The organism is Pseudoalteromonas sp. Cn5-37 (genome assembly GCF_021532495.1).
Taxonomy (GTDB): domain Bacteria; phylum Pseudomonadota; class Gammaproteobacteria; order Enterobacterales; family Alteromonadaceae; genus Pseudoalteromonas; species Pseudoalteromonas simplex.
In genome coordinates this window covers 1-15,558 of the sequence record NZ_JAKGBA010000041.1, presented here as the reverse complement: position 1 = coordinate 15,558, position 15,558 = coordinate 1, and the positions used below count along the sequence as shown (strand labels likewise).

14 protein-coding genes are annotated in these 15,558 nt (G+C 39.2%); 6 read left to right on the top strand and 8 right to left on the bottom strand.

Annotated elements, in window-relative coordinates; translation table 11 throughout:
• Positions 1-81 precede the first annotated feature (81 nt).
• The 4 genes from L1266_RS22445 to L1266_RS20650 all read right to left on the bottom strand — a co-directional run bounded on the left by L1266_RS22445 (position 82) and on the right by L1266_RS20650 (position 8,126).
• Positions 82-2,367, bottom strand: a complete 2,286-nt coding sequence (locus L1266_RS22445) for an ATP-binding protein (protein ID WP_235378273.1) — start codon at positions 2,365-2,367, stop codon at positions 82-84.
• A 17-nt stretch (positions 2,368-2,384) separates the two neighbouring features.
• Positions 2,385-4,646, bottom strand: a complete 2,262-nt coding sequence (locus L1266_RS20660) for an ATP-binding protein (protein WP_235378272.1) — start codon at positions 4,644-4,646, stop codon at positions 2,385-2,387.
• A gap of 9 nt (positions 4,647-4,655) precedes the next feature.
• Positions 4,656-5,924 carry an ABC transporter substrate-binding protein gene (locus L1266_RS20655; RefSeq protein WP_235378271.1) on the bottom strand — a complete coding sequence of 423 codons (1,269 nt, stop codon included), beginning with the start codon at positions 5,922-5,924 and terminating at the stop codon, positions 4,656-4,658.
• An 87-nt stretch (positions 5,925-6,011) separates the two neighbouring features.
• Positions 6,012-8,126, bottom strand: a complete 2,115-nt coding sequence (locus L1266_RS20650) for an EAL domain-containing protein (RefSeq protein ID WP_199528749.1) — start codon at positions 8,124-8,126, stop codon at positions 6,012-6,014.
• Between the two features lie 323 nt (positions 8,127-8,449).
• On the opposite strand from L1266_RS20650, the gene L1266_RS20645 reads away from it, so the two are divergent.
• Complete coding sequence (locus L1266_RS20645; RefSeq protein WP_235378270.1) at positions 8,450-9,493, top strand: flavin reductase family protein; 1,044 nt, start codon at positions 8,450-8,452, stop codon at positions 9,491-9,493.
• Positions 9,490-10,551 (top strand): fatty acid desaturase family protein, encoded by a 1,062-nt coding sequence (locus L1266_RS20640; protein WP_235378269.1) that lies wholly within the window; start codon positions 9,490-9,492, stop codon positions 10,549-10,551. The genes L1266_RS20645 and L1266_RS20640 overlap by 4 nt, the downstream gene beginning before the upstream one ends.
• Before the next feature lie 84 nt (positions 10,552-10,635).
• Here L1266_RS20640 and L1266_RS20635 read toward each other — a convergent pair whose 3' ends face one another.
• From L1266_RS20635 to L1266_RS20625, 3 genes are all read right to left on the bottom strand, one after another.
• Complete coding sequence (locus tag L1266_RS20635) at positions 10,636-11,700, bottom strand: ankyrin repeat domain-containing protein (RefSeq protein ID WP_235378268.1); 1,065 nt, start codon at positions 11,698-11,700, stop codon at positions 10,636-10,638.
• Positions 11,697-11,843: a hypothetical protein gene (locus tag L1266_RS20630; RefSeq protein WP_235378267.1), complete on the bottom strand. Its 147-nt coding sequence runs from the start codon at positions 11,841-11,843 to the stop codon at positions 11,697-11,699. The genes L1266_RS20635 and L1266_RS20630 overlap by 4 nt, the downstream gene beginning before the upstream one ends.
• 141 nt (positions 11,844-11,984) lie before the next feature.
• On the bottom strand, positions 11,985-12,665 hold the full coding sequence (locus L1266_RS20625; RefSeq protein WP_235378266.1) for an NAD(P)H-dependent oxidoreductase: 681 nt from the start codon (positions 12,663-12,665) through the stop codon (positions 11,985-11,987).
• Positions 12,666-12,775: 110 nt separating this feature from the next.
• Between L1266_RS20625 and L1266_RS20620 the strand changes: the two genes are divergently transcribed.
• Positions 12,776-13,678: a LysR family transcriptional regulator gene (locus tag L1266_RS20620; RefSeq protein ID WP_054553547.1), complete on the top strand. Its 903-nt coding sequence runs from the start codon at positions 12,776-12,778 to the stop codon at positions 13,676-13,678.
• Here the strand turns inward: L1266_RS20620 and L1266_RS20615 are convergent.
• A complete protein-coding gene (locus tag L1266_RS20615) occupies positions 13,675-14,031 on the bottom strand; it encodes a winged helix-turn-helix transcriptional regulator (RefSeq protein ID WP_235378265.1) in 357 nt (118 codons plus the stop codon). The genes L1266_RS20620 and L1266_RS20615 overlap by 4 nt on opposite strands.
• 127 nt (positions 14,032-14,158) lie before the next feature.
• On the opposite strand from L1266_RS20615, the gene L1266_RS20610 reads away from it, so the two are divergent.
• The 3 genes from L1266_RS20610 to L1266_RS20600 are packed head-to-tail and all read left to right on the top strand — an operon-like array spanning position 14,159 to position 15,475.
• Positions 14,159-14,740, top strand: coding sequence for an NAD(P)H-dependent oxidoreductase (locus L1266_RS20610; RefSeq protein WP_054553545.1), 582 nt, complete (start codon positions 14,159-14,161; stop codon positions 14,738-14,740).
• A 9-nt stretch (positions 14,741-14,749) separates the two neighbouring features.
• On the top strand, positions 14,750-15,298 hold the full coding sequence (locus L1266_RS20605) for a redoxin domain-containing protein (RefSeq protein ID WP_235378264.1): 549 nt from the start codon (positions 14,750-14,752) through the stop codon (positions 15,296-15,298).
• Between the two features lie 9 nt (positions 15,299-15,307).
• Positions 15,308-15,475 carry a hypothetical protein gene (locus L1266_RS20600; protein ID WP_235378263.1) on the top strand — a complete coding sequence of 56 codons (168 nt, stop codon included), beginning with the start codon at positions 15,308-15,310 and terminating at the stop codon, positions 15,473-15,475.
• The last annotated feature ends 83 nt before the right edge of the window (positions 15,476-15,558 follow it).

Below are 15,558 nucleotides of genomic sequence, written 5' to 3'. Positions count from 1 at the left end.
ATCAACTGCTTGTAACTCATGGTAAATGCTTCTGTTTGTTTGGCGACGATAGAGTACCACCAACAGGCAGTTGATCTCTTCTCACCGTTTAACCATGAGTGGTGCACTTATTATCTGAATTCGGGCTTGGCTACTCCCAACTTTAATGTAAAAGCTAAATGCGCTCCCTTCATTAATTGCAGAATTAACTGCAATATCACCATTCATTATATTACACAGCTGTTTGCATATTGATAAACCAAGCCCTGTTCCGCCATAGTTGTCGGCTATAGAACTATTAGCTTGTTGAAATGCATCAAATAAATGACGTTGAGTATTTAACTCTATTCCTATCCCCGTATCTTGCACGGTAATTTTTAAGGTATGCTCCGTATTAGAAACCTGCTCAGATGATGCCGTTACTTTGATAAAGCCTTGCTCTGTAAACTTAATCGCATTACTAATCAAATTATTAATGATCTGAGTAAGCCTAAGTGGATCAGTCTTAACTTCGTAACAAGCCAGCCCGCTCGTATCTAAATAAACATCAAGACCTTTATCAAAAGCCCTCACAGAGCATGACTCGACTAAACTTTCGATCAGTAATTGAGGTTTGATTTTTTGAATGTTTAAATCGAGTTTACCCGACTCAATTTTAGATAAATCTAAAATATCATTTATTAATAGCCTTAAATTTGAAGCACTTAACTCCATCATATCTACAAGCTTACGGGCATTATCGGGCAATGTTTGACGTTTTAAAATATTCAACGTGCCAATCACTCCATTTAATGGCGTGCGAAGTTCATGACTGATATTAGATATAAATGCGCTTTTGATATCGCTGTGCTTTATTGCTTCATCTTTAGCTTCAGCAAGTGCTTGAGTTCTTTGCCTTACTTTTGCCTCAAGCTCCGAATTTAAACGTTTAACTTTATTCGCAGCTTCTTGTTCTTTGCTAATATCTCTAATAATCAATGCAACCCCGATTAAAACGCGCTGATCCGAAAAAACAGGGCTGACCGAAATGGCGAAATAATTCACCACACCGTTTTCAGAAATACTGCATTCATCTTTGATTTGTGTTTTTGAGTTTTGAATATCCGCAATGTAATCAGGAATAGGTAATCGGGCCAAAAAATCAATATCTTTACTCGCTTTTCCTATCGACATCGAACTTGCCAACATTAATAGGTTTTCAGCTGTTTTATTTAAACTTGTCAATTTACCTTCTAGATTTAAACCAACAATGGCATCTATCGACCCTTCAACGATAGCAGACGCTTCTCTTCTAGCCTCTGCTAGTAACTGGCTCCGGTTTGCGTTTCGGTAAAACGTTAACAGTAATACCCCCGTAAAAAGAATTATCAAAATTAATAAGCTATAGGTCATGACCCGCTTTTCATTTATTACTTTATCAACGTATTGCTTAGCCACTAAAAGATTAAAATTGATAAAGCTATAGCTTTTACCTGGTCTTGTTTGTACTTTTTCTGAATGAACATAAAACTGCTGAGTTGTTGGTGAAGTTGCAGTGACTAAATATAGCCCTTGGTGCTGAACAGGCTGATCGTACACTGACTGCCATGTAATAGACGGATCTAAGTCTCTCGTGAATTGATACCCTTCATAAGGGTGATAAATAAAATCTCCCTCTGAACTGCTGATCACTAACTGAGAATAATCAAAAATAGTTTCTTTTAGCTTCTGTATTAATGGGGTGGCATTTACATTCATGATTAAAAAAGCAAATCGCTTTCCTTTATCACTGTATATGGGTATAGAAAAACGCAACATGGGTTTGTAAGGAAACACTACCTCGCCAAACTCTTTGTTTAGCGACATAGGCGACATGTATATTTGGTTCACTTCTAATAATGAACTTGGCAAAAAATAAGGTTCTGCGCTTTTCGCTTGTAAAGAATAGTCAGGTACAGCTTCTACTGAAGCGCCAACACGTTGCACACGAATTAACTCTTTTCCTTCTGCGCTCACAGCTATTATGCGCAGCTGTTCAACCGCAAGGTTGTTCTCCATAAAGCCTATAAAAATGGTTTCAAGCCGCTCCTTCCATTGCTGAAAGGTTGTACCATCGTAGGGGTCAATTCCATCATTAAAATGAGCCCGAGGTAGGCCGGCTATAGGGGGCGTTGAATATAAAAATCGTAAATCAGATTTCGACTGCAATATTGAAGATGTGAGTATTTTCTTTAAACGCTGGTTTGTTTCTGTAAACTCTTGATCAATTGAGTTTAACGCATCCCGTTTAACATGCCCCTCGAAAAAGTAGACAGCGATGGCAGCAAAAACGCTAAAAATTAATGAAACAAATAACAAAAACGTTTTAGATGACATTGTGCTTTTATTATCTATATTGAGACTGTTCACATTGCTTCCTTGTTAGTTTATTGGTGATGCTGAGAGCACCACTTAACCAAAACACGTTTTAAGTTTTCGAACTTAATTGGCTTGCCAATAAAGTCGTTCATACCCGCTTCAAAGCATCGCTGTTTGTCTGCTGCAAGCACATTTGCGGTTAATGCCACTATGGGTGTGTGCTTATAGGCGGGTAGTTTTCTAATTTTCAATGTTGCCTCAGGGCCACCCAATACCGGCATTTGCATATCCATAAAAATAATATCAAACGCCCCTATTTCACACTGTGCTATGGCCTGTTCCCCATCATCAGCTAAACTGATCGACTTTATATTAAACTCAGCCAACATAGACTCGATTACCACTTGGTTAATATCATTGTCTTCAACCACCAGTGCAGTTACATGGGAAAAATCAACGGACTTTTCACTACTCTCTTCAAGAAGGCTTTCACTAATAGCAGGGGTTATGAATGTTCGGGTAACATTAAGCTCAAAATAAAACATAGAGCCTTTATCTGGTTCACTTTCTACTTTTAATGACGAATTCATCAAATGTAACAACTTGCTTGAGATAGTCAGGCCAAGCCCAGTGCCACCGAAGCGACGAGTAATAGAAGCATCTGCTTGAGAGAAAGCGTCAAACAAAGAATCTAGCTGTTCATTGGCAATACCAATACCCGTGTCAGATACACTAAAAGTTACTTTAAACTCATCATTCACTACTTCTTCAATAATGACGTTGAGTAACACGCTACCACGATGAGTAAACTTAATTGCATTGCCTAATAAATTAATGAGTACTTGTTTGAGCCGAGTTTCATCACCTAAAAATATAAAGTCGGTGAGCTCTGGCGTTGTCGTAATAAATAACTCAATACCTTTATTTTCAGCTTGTTGCGAAAATAAATGCGTTAACTCGTTCAACAAGGAGCTTAATTCAATTGGACCTGACTCAAGCTCTACTTTAGCAGCCTCAATTTTACTCAAATCTAAAATATCGTTAATAATAACCAGTAAACTTGCACCTGATGATTTAATGATATTGAGCATCTTTGCTTGCTCTGCCGATAATGGTGTGCGACTTAGCTGCCGAGCCATACCTAAAACACCATTCATAGGAGTTCTGATCTCATGACTCATATTTGCTAAGAATTCAGATTTTACTTTCGCTGTACGCTCAGCTGATTGCTTTGCATCTGCAAGGTCTTTACTTAAAACCCTGAATCGTTCTGCTGCATTCGCTAAAACACCAATTTCATCTTTGCGATTTAAATCATAAATTTTGGCCGAAAGGTCACCACTCAAAAAGTATTTAAAACTAACGGTAAGGCGCTTAATTGCATGCGAAATTTGCAAATGAAACGCAATTGCAAAAGCCACAATATAAATAACAACACCGATCGCAAGGAGCTTTAAAATACGCTCAGAATTTGAAACTGTTTTTTCAGCCTCCGATTTAATTTGCTTTAATCTCGATAAAGAAAGCTCTCTTAGCTGGTTTGATAAAGTACTAAATTCAATAGCATCGCCTGCCATAACCACATTGACTAAACTTAAGTAATGACGGTTAGCTTGAATACTTTTAGAGAATTGCTGCTGATAATTAGCAGTAAACTGGGACATTTTATCGAGTGTTATCGCAGGACCTTGAAGCACTTGTAGTTTTTGATTAAGCAAGCGCAGTGTAGTATTCACTTTAGCCCTTTTTGAATAGTCTTTCTTCGATAAAAATTGATACGCATCATGATGCATTGAATGCCATAGATTAGTGAGCTCTGCGATACTTAATTTATCTTCTGTATTGATGCTCTTTGATTTCAAAGTTTCAAGTTCTGCTATCGCATTGGTGTATATACTTGGTAACACCTGATAGATTAAATGTGCCCTGACCTCATAGCGTTTTGTAAGTACTGCTAGGTTCTCATCGTATCGACTCAAAAGCTCAGACATCGAATCTAAGTAAACCTGACTGTTTGCTTCATTTTGATTAAAATTTATATTACCTAAACGTTTTTTTATACTTTGAAAGTTATCTTCTATTTTATTAAAAACAGACTTACTCCCTGAGTTGCCGTACACAGAAATATCACGCTGCATCTCTACAATGTCTTTATTTATTCTTAAGATACTCACCGCATAATTACTGATACGGCTAATCTCTATAAATGCCGTTTCTATGGTTTTTAATCGCTTATCCATTACAAAAAAACTAGCACTCAATGCTAAAAGTAATAGCAGCAGCGCCAGCGACATCTTTGCAGCAATTGATTTAGAAAAGATGTTAAGCAATCTAAGCCCTTATGAATTTAACAATTCAAACCATTTATCTAAGCTGTAATCGTAATTAGGCATCACAGTATTCCATACTGCGATATTTGAAAATCGCTGAATATAGCTACCACCATCACGCTTTTGACCCGCTTTTACAGATACCTTTTCATCGGTACCGCGTAAATCTACAACGGCTTCTTTACCCTCATACCAATAACTCCACTCCGGCTTTGACATTAAGGGCTGGCTTCGCTCTGGGTTTGAAATGTAGTACCCTTGCCTTGCGATAAAAGCTCCTGGATAACCAGATAACCACCAATTCATATAATCGTATGCTGCATCTTTTACATGCCCTTGTGTATTGGCTGATAAGCACATAACACCATGCCAAGCTCGGTAGCCTTCTTTTGGAGATGCATAAACCACGGGAATGCCTGCTCCACGACACGCACTCACCCCTGGCGAGAACATACTTTGGATGTTTACTCGTTTTATTTTCATAAAGTCCACCGATTGTGGAACCGATGTCCAAAAGCCAGAAAAATGCCCTTGTCGTTTTTTTTCTAATAAAATAGCAAAAAGTTGATCAATTTCGGCAATACTCATATCGCCCATGTCATTAAAAGTCATTAGTCCCTGACCCTGCGCAGCAAGGGCCGCATCAAAGATACCTATTGTAGGGGCGTTTACTAGCGCAACTTTTCCTTTGTGTTTTTCATCAAGTAACCAAGCCCATGATTCAGTTTGATAAGGGATCCCTTGCTCTATCACTTGGGTGTTGTATCCGAATGAGTCAACATTATGAACATAAGGCATAAAGCTAATTGCTTTGCTCGGAGTTTGCGATAGCGTACCGTCGTCTTGAACATAAAGCAGTTTATTAGGAGAGTCGCCCGCGCCAAGCTTAGCTTCAGGGACTATTTTTCCGGTTTTTGTTAATGGGTTTATTTCATCCCAATAAACAAGCCTATCTATATCGATAGGTTGAATTGCCCCCGCTTGCCATAAAATATTAATTGAGTCTGACCATTGTTCGTACAAATCAAATGAACTTGGATTTGCTGCTGCTTTTTGTAAAACGGCGGCGCTTCCCATTGGCGTAAACTCTAGGTTAATACCTAATTCACGCATTGCCCTGCTTCTGAGTTCTTCTTGCAATGTAACATGTGTGCCAAGCACCCTTAATGTGACTTTATTTTTAGCAAAAACATAAGGTGCTTTAAATGCAAGAGTAGAGACGGCCGCGCCAGCTCCTAAACCTTTAAGAAAACGCCGACGATCAACTGAGTTAGTCATTTGAAGTTCCAACGAATTTATAGTTTTTAAAGTGTAGAATAAATTTCAAAAATTGATTCAAAAGACATACAAAAGATAAACTTAAGCTCAAACATACTGGTCGTTATTGTGCAACGAAGGTAAAAGCAATTGCGTTAGGCTTTCATAATTCATTGGCTTACCAAGCAAGTAGCCTTGCCCTGTGGCACAGCCCAGCTCATCTAGTTTGTTTTTTTGCTCAGCCGTTTCTATTCCTTCAGCAACAATTTGAAGATGAAGAGAGTGCGCAAGTTCAATAATCGTTGAAACAATATCAAGCGCTTGCGAATCAGTTAGCATATCACGTACAAAGGACTGATCTATTTTCAATACATTTAAAGGAAACAGCCTTAGATACGACAAGCTAGAATACCCTGTACCAAAATCATCAAGGGCAATACTTACTTTCATATTGGCAATTAATTTAAGTTGATTGACCGCATACTCATAGTTTTCAATTAGCGCTGACTCTGTCACTTCTAACTCTAAATATTTACTCGGTAGCTGAGTTTTCTCTAAAATCATCGCGACTGTGTCTACAAGTTTTGAGTCGGTAAACTGTTTAGCGGAAATATTTACGGCTACTTTTGTCGGCACACCTGCATCTAACCAGCGTTTTGCACTAATACAGCTTTTTTCTAAAACTTGCTCGCCTAACCTAAAAATTAAGCCCGTTTCTTCAGCATACTCAATAAAATTCAGTGGTGATATAAATCCGCCCTCATCATCACTTAAACGAACTAAACTTTCTACGCCAACCATTTCGCCACTACGTAAATCGTATTTAGGTTGATAGTGCACATCAAGGGCGTTATTTTCGAGGGCTTTTCTTAACTTATTACCTACATCAAGGCGTTTATTCATTTCAACCTGTAAGTCTGTGCTGAAATAGCAATAACTATTTGCCGCTTCGTTCTTTGCCTTATACATAGCGGAGTCTGCATGGCGAAGCATTTCTTCAACACAATTAGCATCATCAGGGTAAACACTTATGCCTAAGCTTGCAGAAAGAATATGTTGTTCGCCACCAGAGCGAAATGGCTTACTAATTACATTAAGCACTTGATTTATCAAAGGCTCTAGACTCAAAGAATGTGACTCATGAGGGACAACAAGCGCAAATTCATCCCCCCCGACACGTGCAACTGTAATATCGTTACAAGCAAAGCAATCTAAAGAGTGGCCAATATGAGCAATAATTTCGTCTCCAATATGATGGCCTAACGCATCATTTATAAACTTAAATTTGTCCAAATCGAGCAGTAATAAACTTAGCTTAGTGTCATTAAAAGAGGCTCTGGCAATACCTTGAGTTAATCTATCATGCAGTAATACGCGGTTTGGTAGTGAGGTTAGTTGATCATGATGTGACAAGTACGTCATTTGAACCGACATAGCGAGCGTTTCACTAACATCTTGAAAAACCATAACAGCACCGCATTGTTGTTTTTTTTCATTTAAAATTGGTGCTGCGCTATCTTCAACTCGGTGTTCAACCCCTTGTTTACTCGTTAGTTGCGTGTTTATTGCCATCGCCACAGGGCGGTTTTCCTTTAGAGCAACAGTAAGTGGATTTATTGAAGGTGTTTTTGTTGTGGAGTCAGCTAATTTCATCACCTCTTCAATATGACGACCCTTTGCAGCAGTTTGAGACCAGCCCGTAAGCCTTTGCGCTACAGGGTTCATATAAGTAATTTGGGCATGTTGATCCGTTGAAATAACGCCGTCTGCTATCGAATCAATTGTGATACGTAAATGCTCTTTTTCAGCAAATAAAGCAGCTTGGGTATTTTGTAAAATGTTCTCTTGCGCTTTAACTTTAACGTGATTTTCTATTCGCAATCGACATAACTTTAAGTTCAGAGGTTTAGAAATAAAATCAATTGCGCCTAAAGATAATGCTGATTCTTCAATTTGTGGATCACCATGTGAAGTAATAACAATAATTCGTAGCTGTTCAAACTCTGGAGTGAATTGAAGTTCTTGTAAAATATCAAAGCCACTAATTTTTGGCATTTCTAAATCAAGTAACAAAACATCAGGTTTTGCTTTATGGATTAACTCCAGTGCTTGGGTACTGTCGTTTAAGGTGATTATGTTACCAACATCTTCTAGTGCGTGTTCAAGTTGTAAAGTGTTAATCTCTTCATCATCAATGATAAGAATAGTGCAATTATCGACCATCTTTTTCCCTCTACTACGTATTTGTACCTGATTAAACATAGTTCGAAAATCAAAAAAGCGGCAACACTTTTTCATTAGAAAAATTAAAATTAAATCCATTTTCATTAACTGCTTTAACTTTCTAAGCCAAAGCCAATTCCTTTTAACTAGCTAAAGGAGCGCTTTGCTTGGCCTTACTCTAAATAGTCTTGCTTCGATGCCGCTTTTAAAAGCCTTGGCCAACTGCTTTTTAGAATAATTACTCAAATTAGACTTGCAATTATCACATTTCAGCTTACACTTGTGCGCCAAATGAGCGTACACTTGTAAGCTAAAGGCGAAAAATGAGAGCGTTATTAAATTCATTATCAAAACATTTATTGCATCATCAGTCATGGGCAGGATACTGGGAGCCGGTGGTTCAGTGCTTTAAACCAGGCTGGCGCGAAGGCTACTTTCGTGCACAAGTAAAACATGTACAGGTGTTTGCTGAACAAAGCGTTGAGTTGATTATTGAGCCAGAAAAAGCATGGCCAGTTCATCAAGCAGGCCAGCACATTGCGTTAACAATTCAAACAAATGGACGATTGCTTACGCGCGTGTTTACCATCGCAAGCGAACCACAATTGGCAAGGCAGCAGCGACAAATTCGTTTATTGATCCGCAGCCAAGAAATCGGCGCATTTACGTCTAACCTTACAAACTTGAGAACAGGGCAATGGCTTAATATTTCTGAGCCTAAAGGCCAGTTTGTTATGCCAAATACCGCGCGTTCTTTAATCATGCTTGCCGGTGGCTCAGGCATTACGCCATTTATAGCCATGCTTAAATCTTTACCTACATACAGCAAACAAACGATTACACTGCTTTATTATGCAAAGCCAAACAGCCACTGGCTTAAAGATGAGCTTGAGCAATTAAAGCAATCACTGAGCAATTTTGATTATCACTTACTTGAGCGCGGCAAAGACGGTGATGCGACGACATGGCTGACAACAAATGCGCATAAACACTGGTTAGTGTGCGGCCCTGTTGCTTTGTATAAGCAAGCAGCCGCTTTAGCTAAGCAATTAAATACGCCTATAGACAGTGAGCATTTCAGTGCAGTCCCTGCTGTTTTAGCAACCTCTGATAAGCACGAATTAACACTCACTCATCAGGGCAAAATATTCACGATTGATAACCAACAAACCTTACTGACCCACTTACAAACGAATAAGCAACCTGTAACAGTTGGCTGTGGTATGGGGATTTGCCATCAATGCCAATGCGTTAAAAAGCAAGGCGTCGTACGTGATATTCGCACCGGTGAGCTCTCTGATAGCTCAGAGCAGTTAATTCAACTTTGTATATCTCAACCAGTCAGTGACGTGGAGTTATCAGCATGAACACAACAAAAACAGTCAATTATGAAAAATTAGCAGCTCAACTCGATAGCGTTAAAGCAGATGTAAAATCAAAACTCGGTGAGCAAGACGCGAAATACATTCGCCGCGTTATTGTTTGCCAGCGAGTGTTTGAATGGAGTGGCCGAATTCTATTAATGCTAGGCTTTATTCAGCCTGTTTTATGGCTCGTGGGTGTGCTTAGTTTAGCCACTGCAAAAATCCTCGATAACATGGAAATTGGCCACAATGTGATGCATGGCCAATACGATTGGATGAATGATAAATACATAAATTCAAGGTCTTACGAGTGGGATATAGCGTGCGATGGGGCTAGCTGGAACCGCGTTCACAACTACGAGCACCACACCTATACCAATATTATTGGTAAAGATCGCGACTTCGGTTATGGATTACTACGCTTATCGAATGACTTTCGTTGGCGGATAAAAAACCTGTGGCAATTTGTCACTTACCTATTGCTCAGTGTGCTGTTCCAATGGGGTGTGTCGTACCATGAAATGGCAGCCGAGCGAGTATTTTTTGGCAAGAAAAAAGATGACCGCGATTACAAAGTACCGCACAGCGAACTGAAAAAGCGCTTTTTTAGTAAAGGGGCACGCCAGCTAGTGAAAGACTATCTGCTCTTTCCAATGCTTGCTGGGCCTTTATTTTTGTGGGTTTTAACGGGCAACCTTGCCGCTAATTTATTACGTAACCTGTGGACCTCAACCATTATCTTTTGCGGGCACTTTACCGGTGAAGTTGAAACATTTAACCAACAAGACTGCGAAAATGAATCACAAGGTCAGTGGTATTACCGCCAAGCATTAGGCTCATCAAATATCAAAGGGGGTAACCTGTTTCATGTAATGACTGGGCACTTGAGCTATCAAATAGAGCATCACTTATTCCCAGATTTACCCGCAAAACGCTACCGCGAAATTGCCCCTAAGGTGCAAGCTATCTTTAAAGAACACGGTATCCACTACAATACCGGCGGCTTCTTTCGCCAGTACTTTTCTGTCGTAAAACGAATTGTGCGCTACTCTTTTCCTTAATTGAAATACGCTAGCAAATTCTGCTAGCGTATAGCTTTAGGTATACTTCCCTTTAAACGCTCTTTCTCGCAGAGGCTATCAAAACTAATTTGATGCCATTTTTAAGAAATGCGCTATTTCAGTATAACCATTTTGAATAGCGAGCTGCTCAGGTGTATTACCATCATAACCTGTTAAATCAAGCCTTGCTTTAGCTTCTACCAATACCTTCACGGCCTCAAAATGTCCATGCCATACAGCATCATGTAAAGGCGTATAACCATTATTAGGACCTTGAGCATTTAGGACACTTTTAAATCCAGGGTATTGACTTAAAAGAGTTAGCATATCAGCCCGACCAAAATAAGCAGCCTTGTGCAAAGCAATCGCGGCCATATAGGCCCCAGTTAGAGTTTGATCCGCACCGTTCTCAAGTAGTATTTTAGCGACAGCTAACTGTCCCTGCATAGCAGCTAATAATAGGGCACTGTGAAAGTCACTACCGTTTTTAAGCACAGGTGCTAAAGCGTTAACATCATAGCCTTTTGAAATTAAGTCTTTTATTTTCTTAACCTTTCGTGCTTGCGATATTGAACTATCTGCAACTACCAAATAAATTGCTGCTTTCTCAATTGCTTTAGCTTGAGTGCGTGCGTGATGTTCAGTAAACAACTGATTAATCCTTGATACATCCTCATTAAGTGAGGCATCATTTGTTTTTCCTCCTGAGCGATTAAACTGTAAGGCTGTAGCTCCCGCAGCTGATAAGACTGTAGTATCAATATCATCTAGACTGAGTAAATACGCTACTGCATCAACATTGCGATGCCACACAGCTAGTAACAAAGGGGTTCCGCCAAGCCTAACAGACTGTAAATTAACATAAGCTCCATTCTCTACTAATAATTTTACCATCGCTAGATTCCGGCCTTGTACTGCTATGTGTAAAGGGGCAATCCCCATTAACTTATCAAGCTGGTTAACATCGGCTCCTTGCGCGATCAGTAATTTTACTTGAGATATATCATTGGCAATAACCGCTTTATGTAAATCTGATAAATTTTGCTTAATATTATGCTCAACAATTGGGGAATAAAGTGTACTTTTACTTTGTACATTAAATCCTGTCAGGCTTGCTAACAGTAATGCTGAAATTAATCTCTTTCTCATAATTGATCGCCCAATGATGAAACTAAGTACTGCTCAATGAGCACATGTTGGCCATCAATTATTCTTAAACGCCAATTTTCTTTGACTTGTACTTCAACATTTTGCCCAGCAAAATCAGAATCAATGTATGTGTGTGCGCTCAATTTAACTCTCAAAGAAAGGTTAAAATATTCTCCGTCAGCAGTAATATCTATTTGCTCAACTATGTGCCTACAATTAGGTTTAAATGTTGATAATGCCCATTGGTACCATTGTTTAAAGCCCGCGTGCCCCAAAAAGTCTCCTTATGGCAAGCACAAAACAAGTTGCTTTGATAAATGGGGTAAAAATGCTTCGGTTTTTTCTGACAAAGAATCTAACTTATCGAACCATTTATTTACAAATTGCTTAATTATACTCTCTGGCGAATGTAATAAATCAGCAATTTTAGCCGCTAAGCGCTCTCCATGTTCGACTGCTCGATTTTGGACATCCGATAACTCATTGTACACCCCCTCTATATAAACCATTCGATGACTATAGATTGGCCTATGGTATTGCATTTTTGCAAGGTAAGCAGTTTGTTCTAGTGGACGCAAAAACTCTTCCACACTGAAATGATTATAGCCAAGAGGTGAATATGCTTCTTCAGGGCCACCGACAGTAACTGATAAAATTAGATGTTTGTTTGCTAATTTGTCACCTTTAGGCCCATAAGCAAAATTGTAAGATAGCACTTCATCAATCCAACGTTTCATAAGCGCTGGAACAGAGTACCAATAAAATGGGAACTGTAAAACAACAACACTAGCGCTTAACAGTGCTTCATGTTCTGAAACTATATCGATCTGTTTTTCACCATATAGTGAATCTAACCGTCTTATAGCTACATCATCATGCCGCGATAACAATGTCTCGATGACAGTCGTATTCGCATTTGATTCTGATAGGTTTGGGTGGCCTGAAATAACTAAAATTTTACTCATGAATTTGCCTTCAAGGTATATAAGGAACGAATTCGATAAGCATAAGATATACTATTAATTAGTTTTAGATGATATTATCAACAATAATTATTAGATAGAAACTAACAATAATGAACGGTACCGACTACTCTCAATTACTTATTTTTCATGCAATTGCTATGGAAGGCAGTATTAGTGGCGCAGCCCGAAGACTAGAAATGACGGCTCCTTCAGTAAGTCATGCATTAAAATCTCTTGAACGCTCGCTACACGTACCATTATTTAATCGTACCACTCGGCGAATCGAACTAACTGAAGCAGGCGAACAACTTCGCCAGCAGACAAAAACAGCTATAAGCGAATTGTCAGATGCTTTTGAAAGTGTAAAAGAGTTTAGTGCAACACCAAAAGGGACAGTGAGATTAACAACCCCTCGTTTTGCATTCCAATTATTATTAGAGCCATACTACGAGGAGTTTTGTCGTCGCTATCCTGAGATCCAATTAGAGATATCAATAAATGATGCAACTGTTAACTTGATTACTGATGGTATGGATATAGGTATTCGGTTTGGAGACAAAATTGAGCCTGGCATGGTAGCTAAACCACTTACTGCACCTTCCAAAGAGGGCTTTTTTTGCTCACCGAGCTATGCTAAAACCTATGGGATCCCTAAAACTATTGAAGATTTAGCTAACCATAAATTAATCCAATACCGATATATAACATCTAAAAAGTTAGTAGCCATTAACTTATTAAATAAAGGGCAGACAACGTCAGTAACAATGCCATTTGCGATGGTCGTGAATGATACGGATTTGATGATTAACGCGGCGAAAAAAGGCCTTGGCATAGGGCGAATGGTAGAGCCAATGTTACATAGTCACTTTAAAGAAGGCACTTTAATTCCAATCCTTGAAGAACATTGGTATCCCTTTTCAGGGCTTTTCTTATACTTTCAGCAGCACAGTCAAAAGGCGCGAAAAGTGAGAGTTCTTATAGATTTTATTCTAGAAAAGAATCGCAAACTTTAAATCTCATTTGATTCAGACCAAACTCGTAACTTATCGAGTATATGCAGTGCTGAGCGGCCAAAGTCAGTTAGCTCATAGGTCACCGCTATCGGACGGGTGCTAATAACATGACGGGTGATCATCGCTCTACTTTCAAGCTCTTTTAGACGTTGGTCTATCATCTTTTTGCTTGCACCACCGAGCATGCGCGTTAAATCATTAAAACGAACTGGGCCATCTTTTAAATGATAGATAATAGATCCCGTCCATTTACCGCCAATCAAACGCATGCCTTTTTCAATAGCACAGGGTTCCATGCAAGCATTTAAAACTTTTTTTCTACCCTTACTATCTGTTTCTACTGAACTTTCCAAAACATCCTCGCATTTTTCAGACTAGTTACAAAAAGGTGACTGGTTGATTTAATAATCTAGGTTACTATTATATACCACAGAATATATTTTGAACACGATAAAGTAATTAGCAAACGGATACTCAACTATGAAAAACGTATTAATTCTTAACGCACATCACTATTACCCTTTTTCCGAAGGTAAGTTAAATGCTGCTTTAATCGAAAAAGCCGACGCTTTTTTTAAAGCAAAAGGCTATCAAACTCGCGTGGTTAATACACAAGACGAATTTGATGTAGAAACTGAACTTGAGAACCATCAATGGGCAGATATCGTCTTTTTGCAATCACCTATTAACTGGATGGGCATGACATGGTCATTCAAAAAATACATGGATGAAGTGTACACAGCGGGCATGGGGGGAGCGCTTTGCCATGGTGATGGTCGTCATCAAGACAATCCAAAAGCCAATTACGGTAAAGGCGGCACCTTGACTAACACTCAATATATGATGTCGCTGACTTTAAATGCGCCTGCAGAATCATTTGCAGATGCCGCTGACTTTTTTGAAGGTAAAAGTGTTGATGACCTTGTTTTCCCAATGCATATGAACTTTAAGTTTTTCGGTATGCAAGCGATGCCAACTTTCGCCTGTTATGACGTGATGAAAAATGCAGACATCGACAGCGACTTTGCGCGCTTTGAAAAACACTTAAACGAGAACTTTTAAGGAACACTCATGAGTAACGAATCTGTTTATAGCAATAAACTCCATCCGGGCAGTGTATTTCCTAGTATCAGTGCTGCACTTTTAAATGGTGAAGAGGCTGTTCTTGGTCAACCTCAACACGGTGCAAGCTGGCAGCTTGTTGTTGTTTATCGTGGTAAGCATTGCCCTTTATGTACCCGCTATTTAAATAGCCTCGAGCAATACAAAGCGGCGCTATTAGAAACGGGTGTTGATGTAATTGCTGTTTCAGGTGATAGCAAAGAGCAGCTAGAAGCGCATTTAGAGCAGCTATCTGTGTCATTTCCACTTGCTTACGGTTTGACTACAGAGCAAATGCAAGCATTAGGTACTTACATTTCTGATCCCCGTTCACCACAAGAAACGGATCACCCTTTCGCAGAGCCTGCACTGTTTGTGGTTAACGAGCAAGGTAAAGTACATGTGGTTGATTATTCTAATAATCCTTTTGTAAGACCTGATTTAGCAACTTTGGTAAGCGGGCTTAACTGGATACGCGACCCAAAAAATAATTACCCAATTCGCGGTATGCATAAGTAGAGTGTAGCCATGAGCAAAATGACAACTTTGCTGATTGGCTTGGTGAGCACAATTATGTGCTCACAACATGCTTTTTCAGCACAACTTCCCCATGCACATATTGCTTCACCCAATCACTATGAAGTATTGCTAGATAACATTTTAGTATTTATGCGACACGCAGTTTGTGTTGCATAATCGCTTGTTGGACTGAGCCGCTACCTACTCGGTGTGTCAGAGTTGGTGTTGTTTATGCTATGGGAATTTGCTTTTTCTGGCCT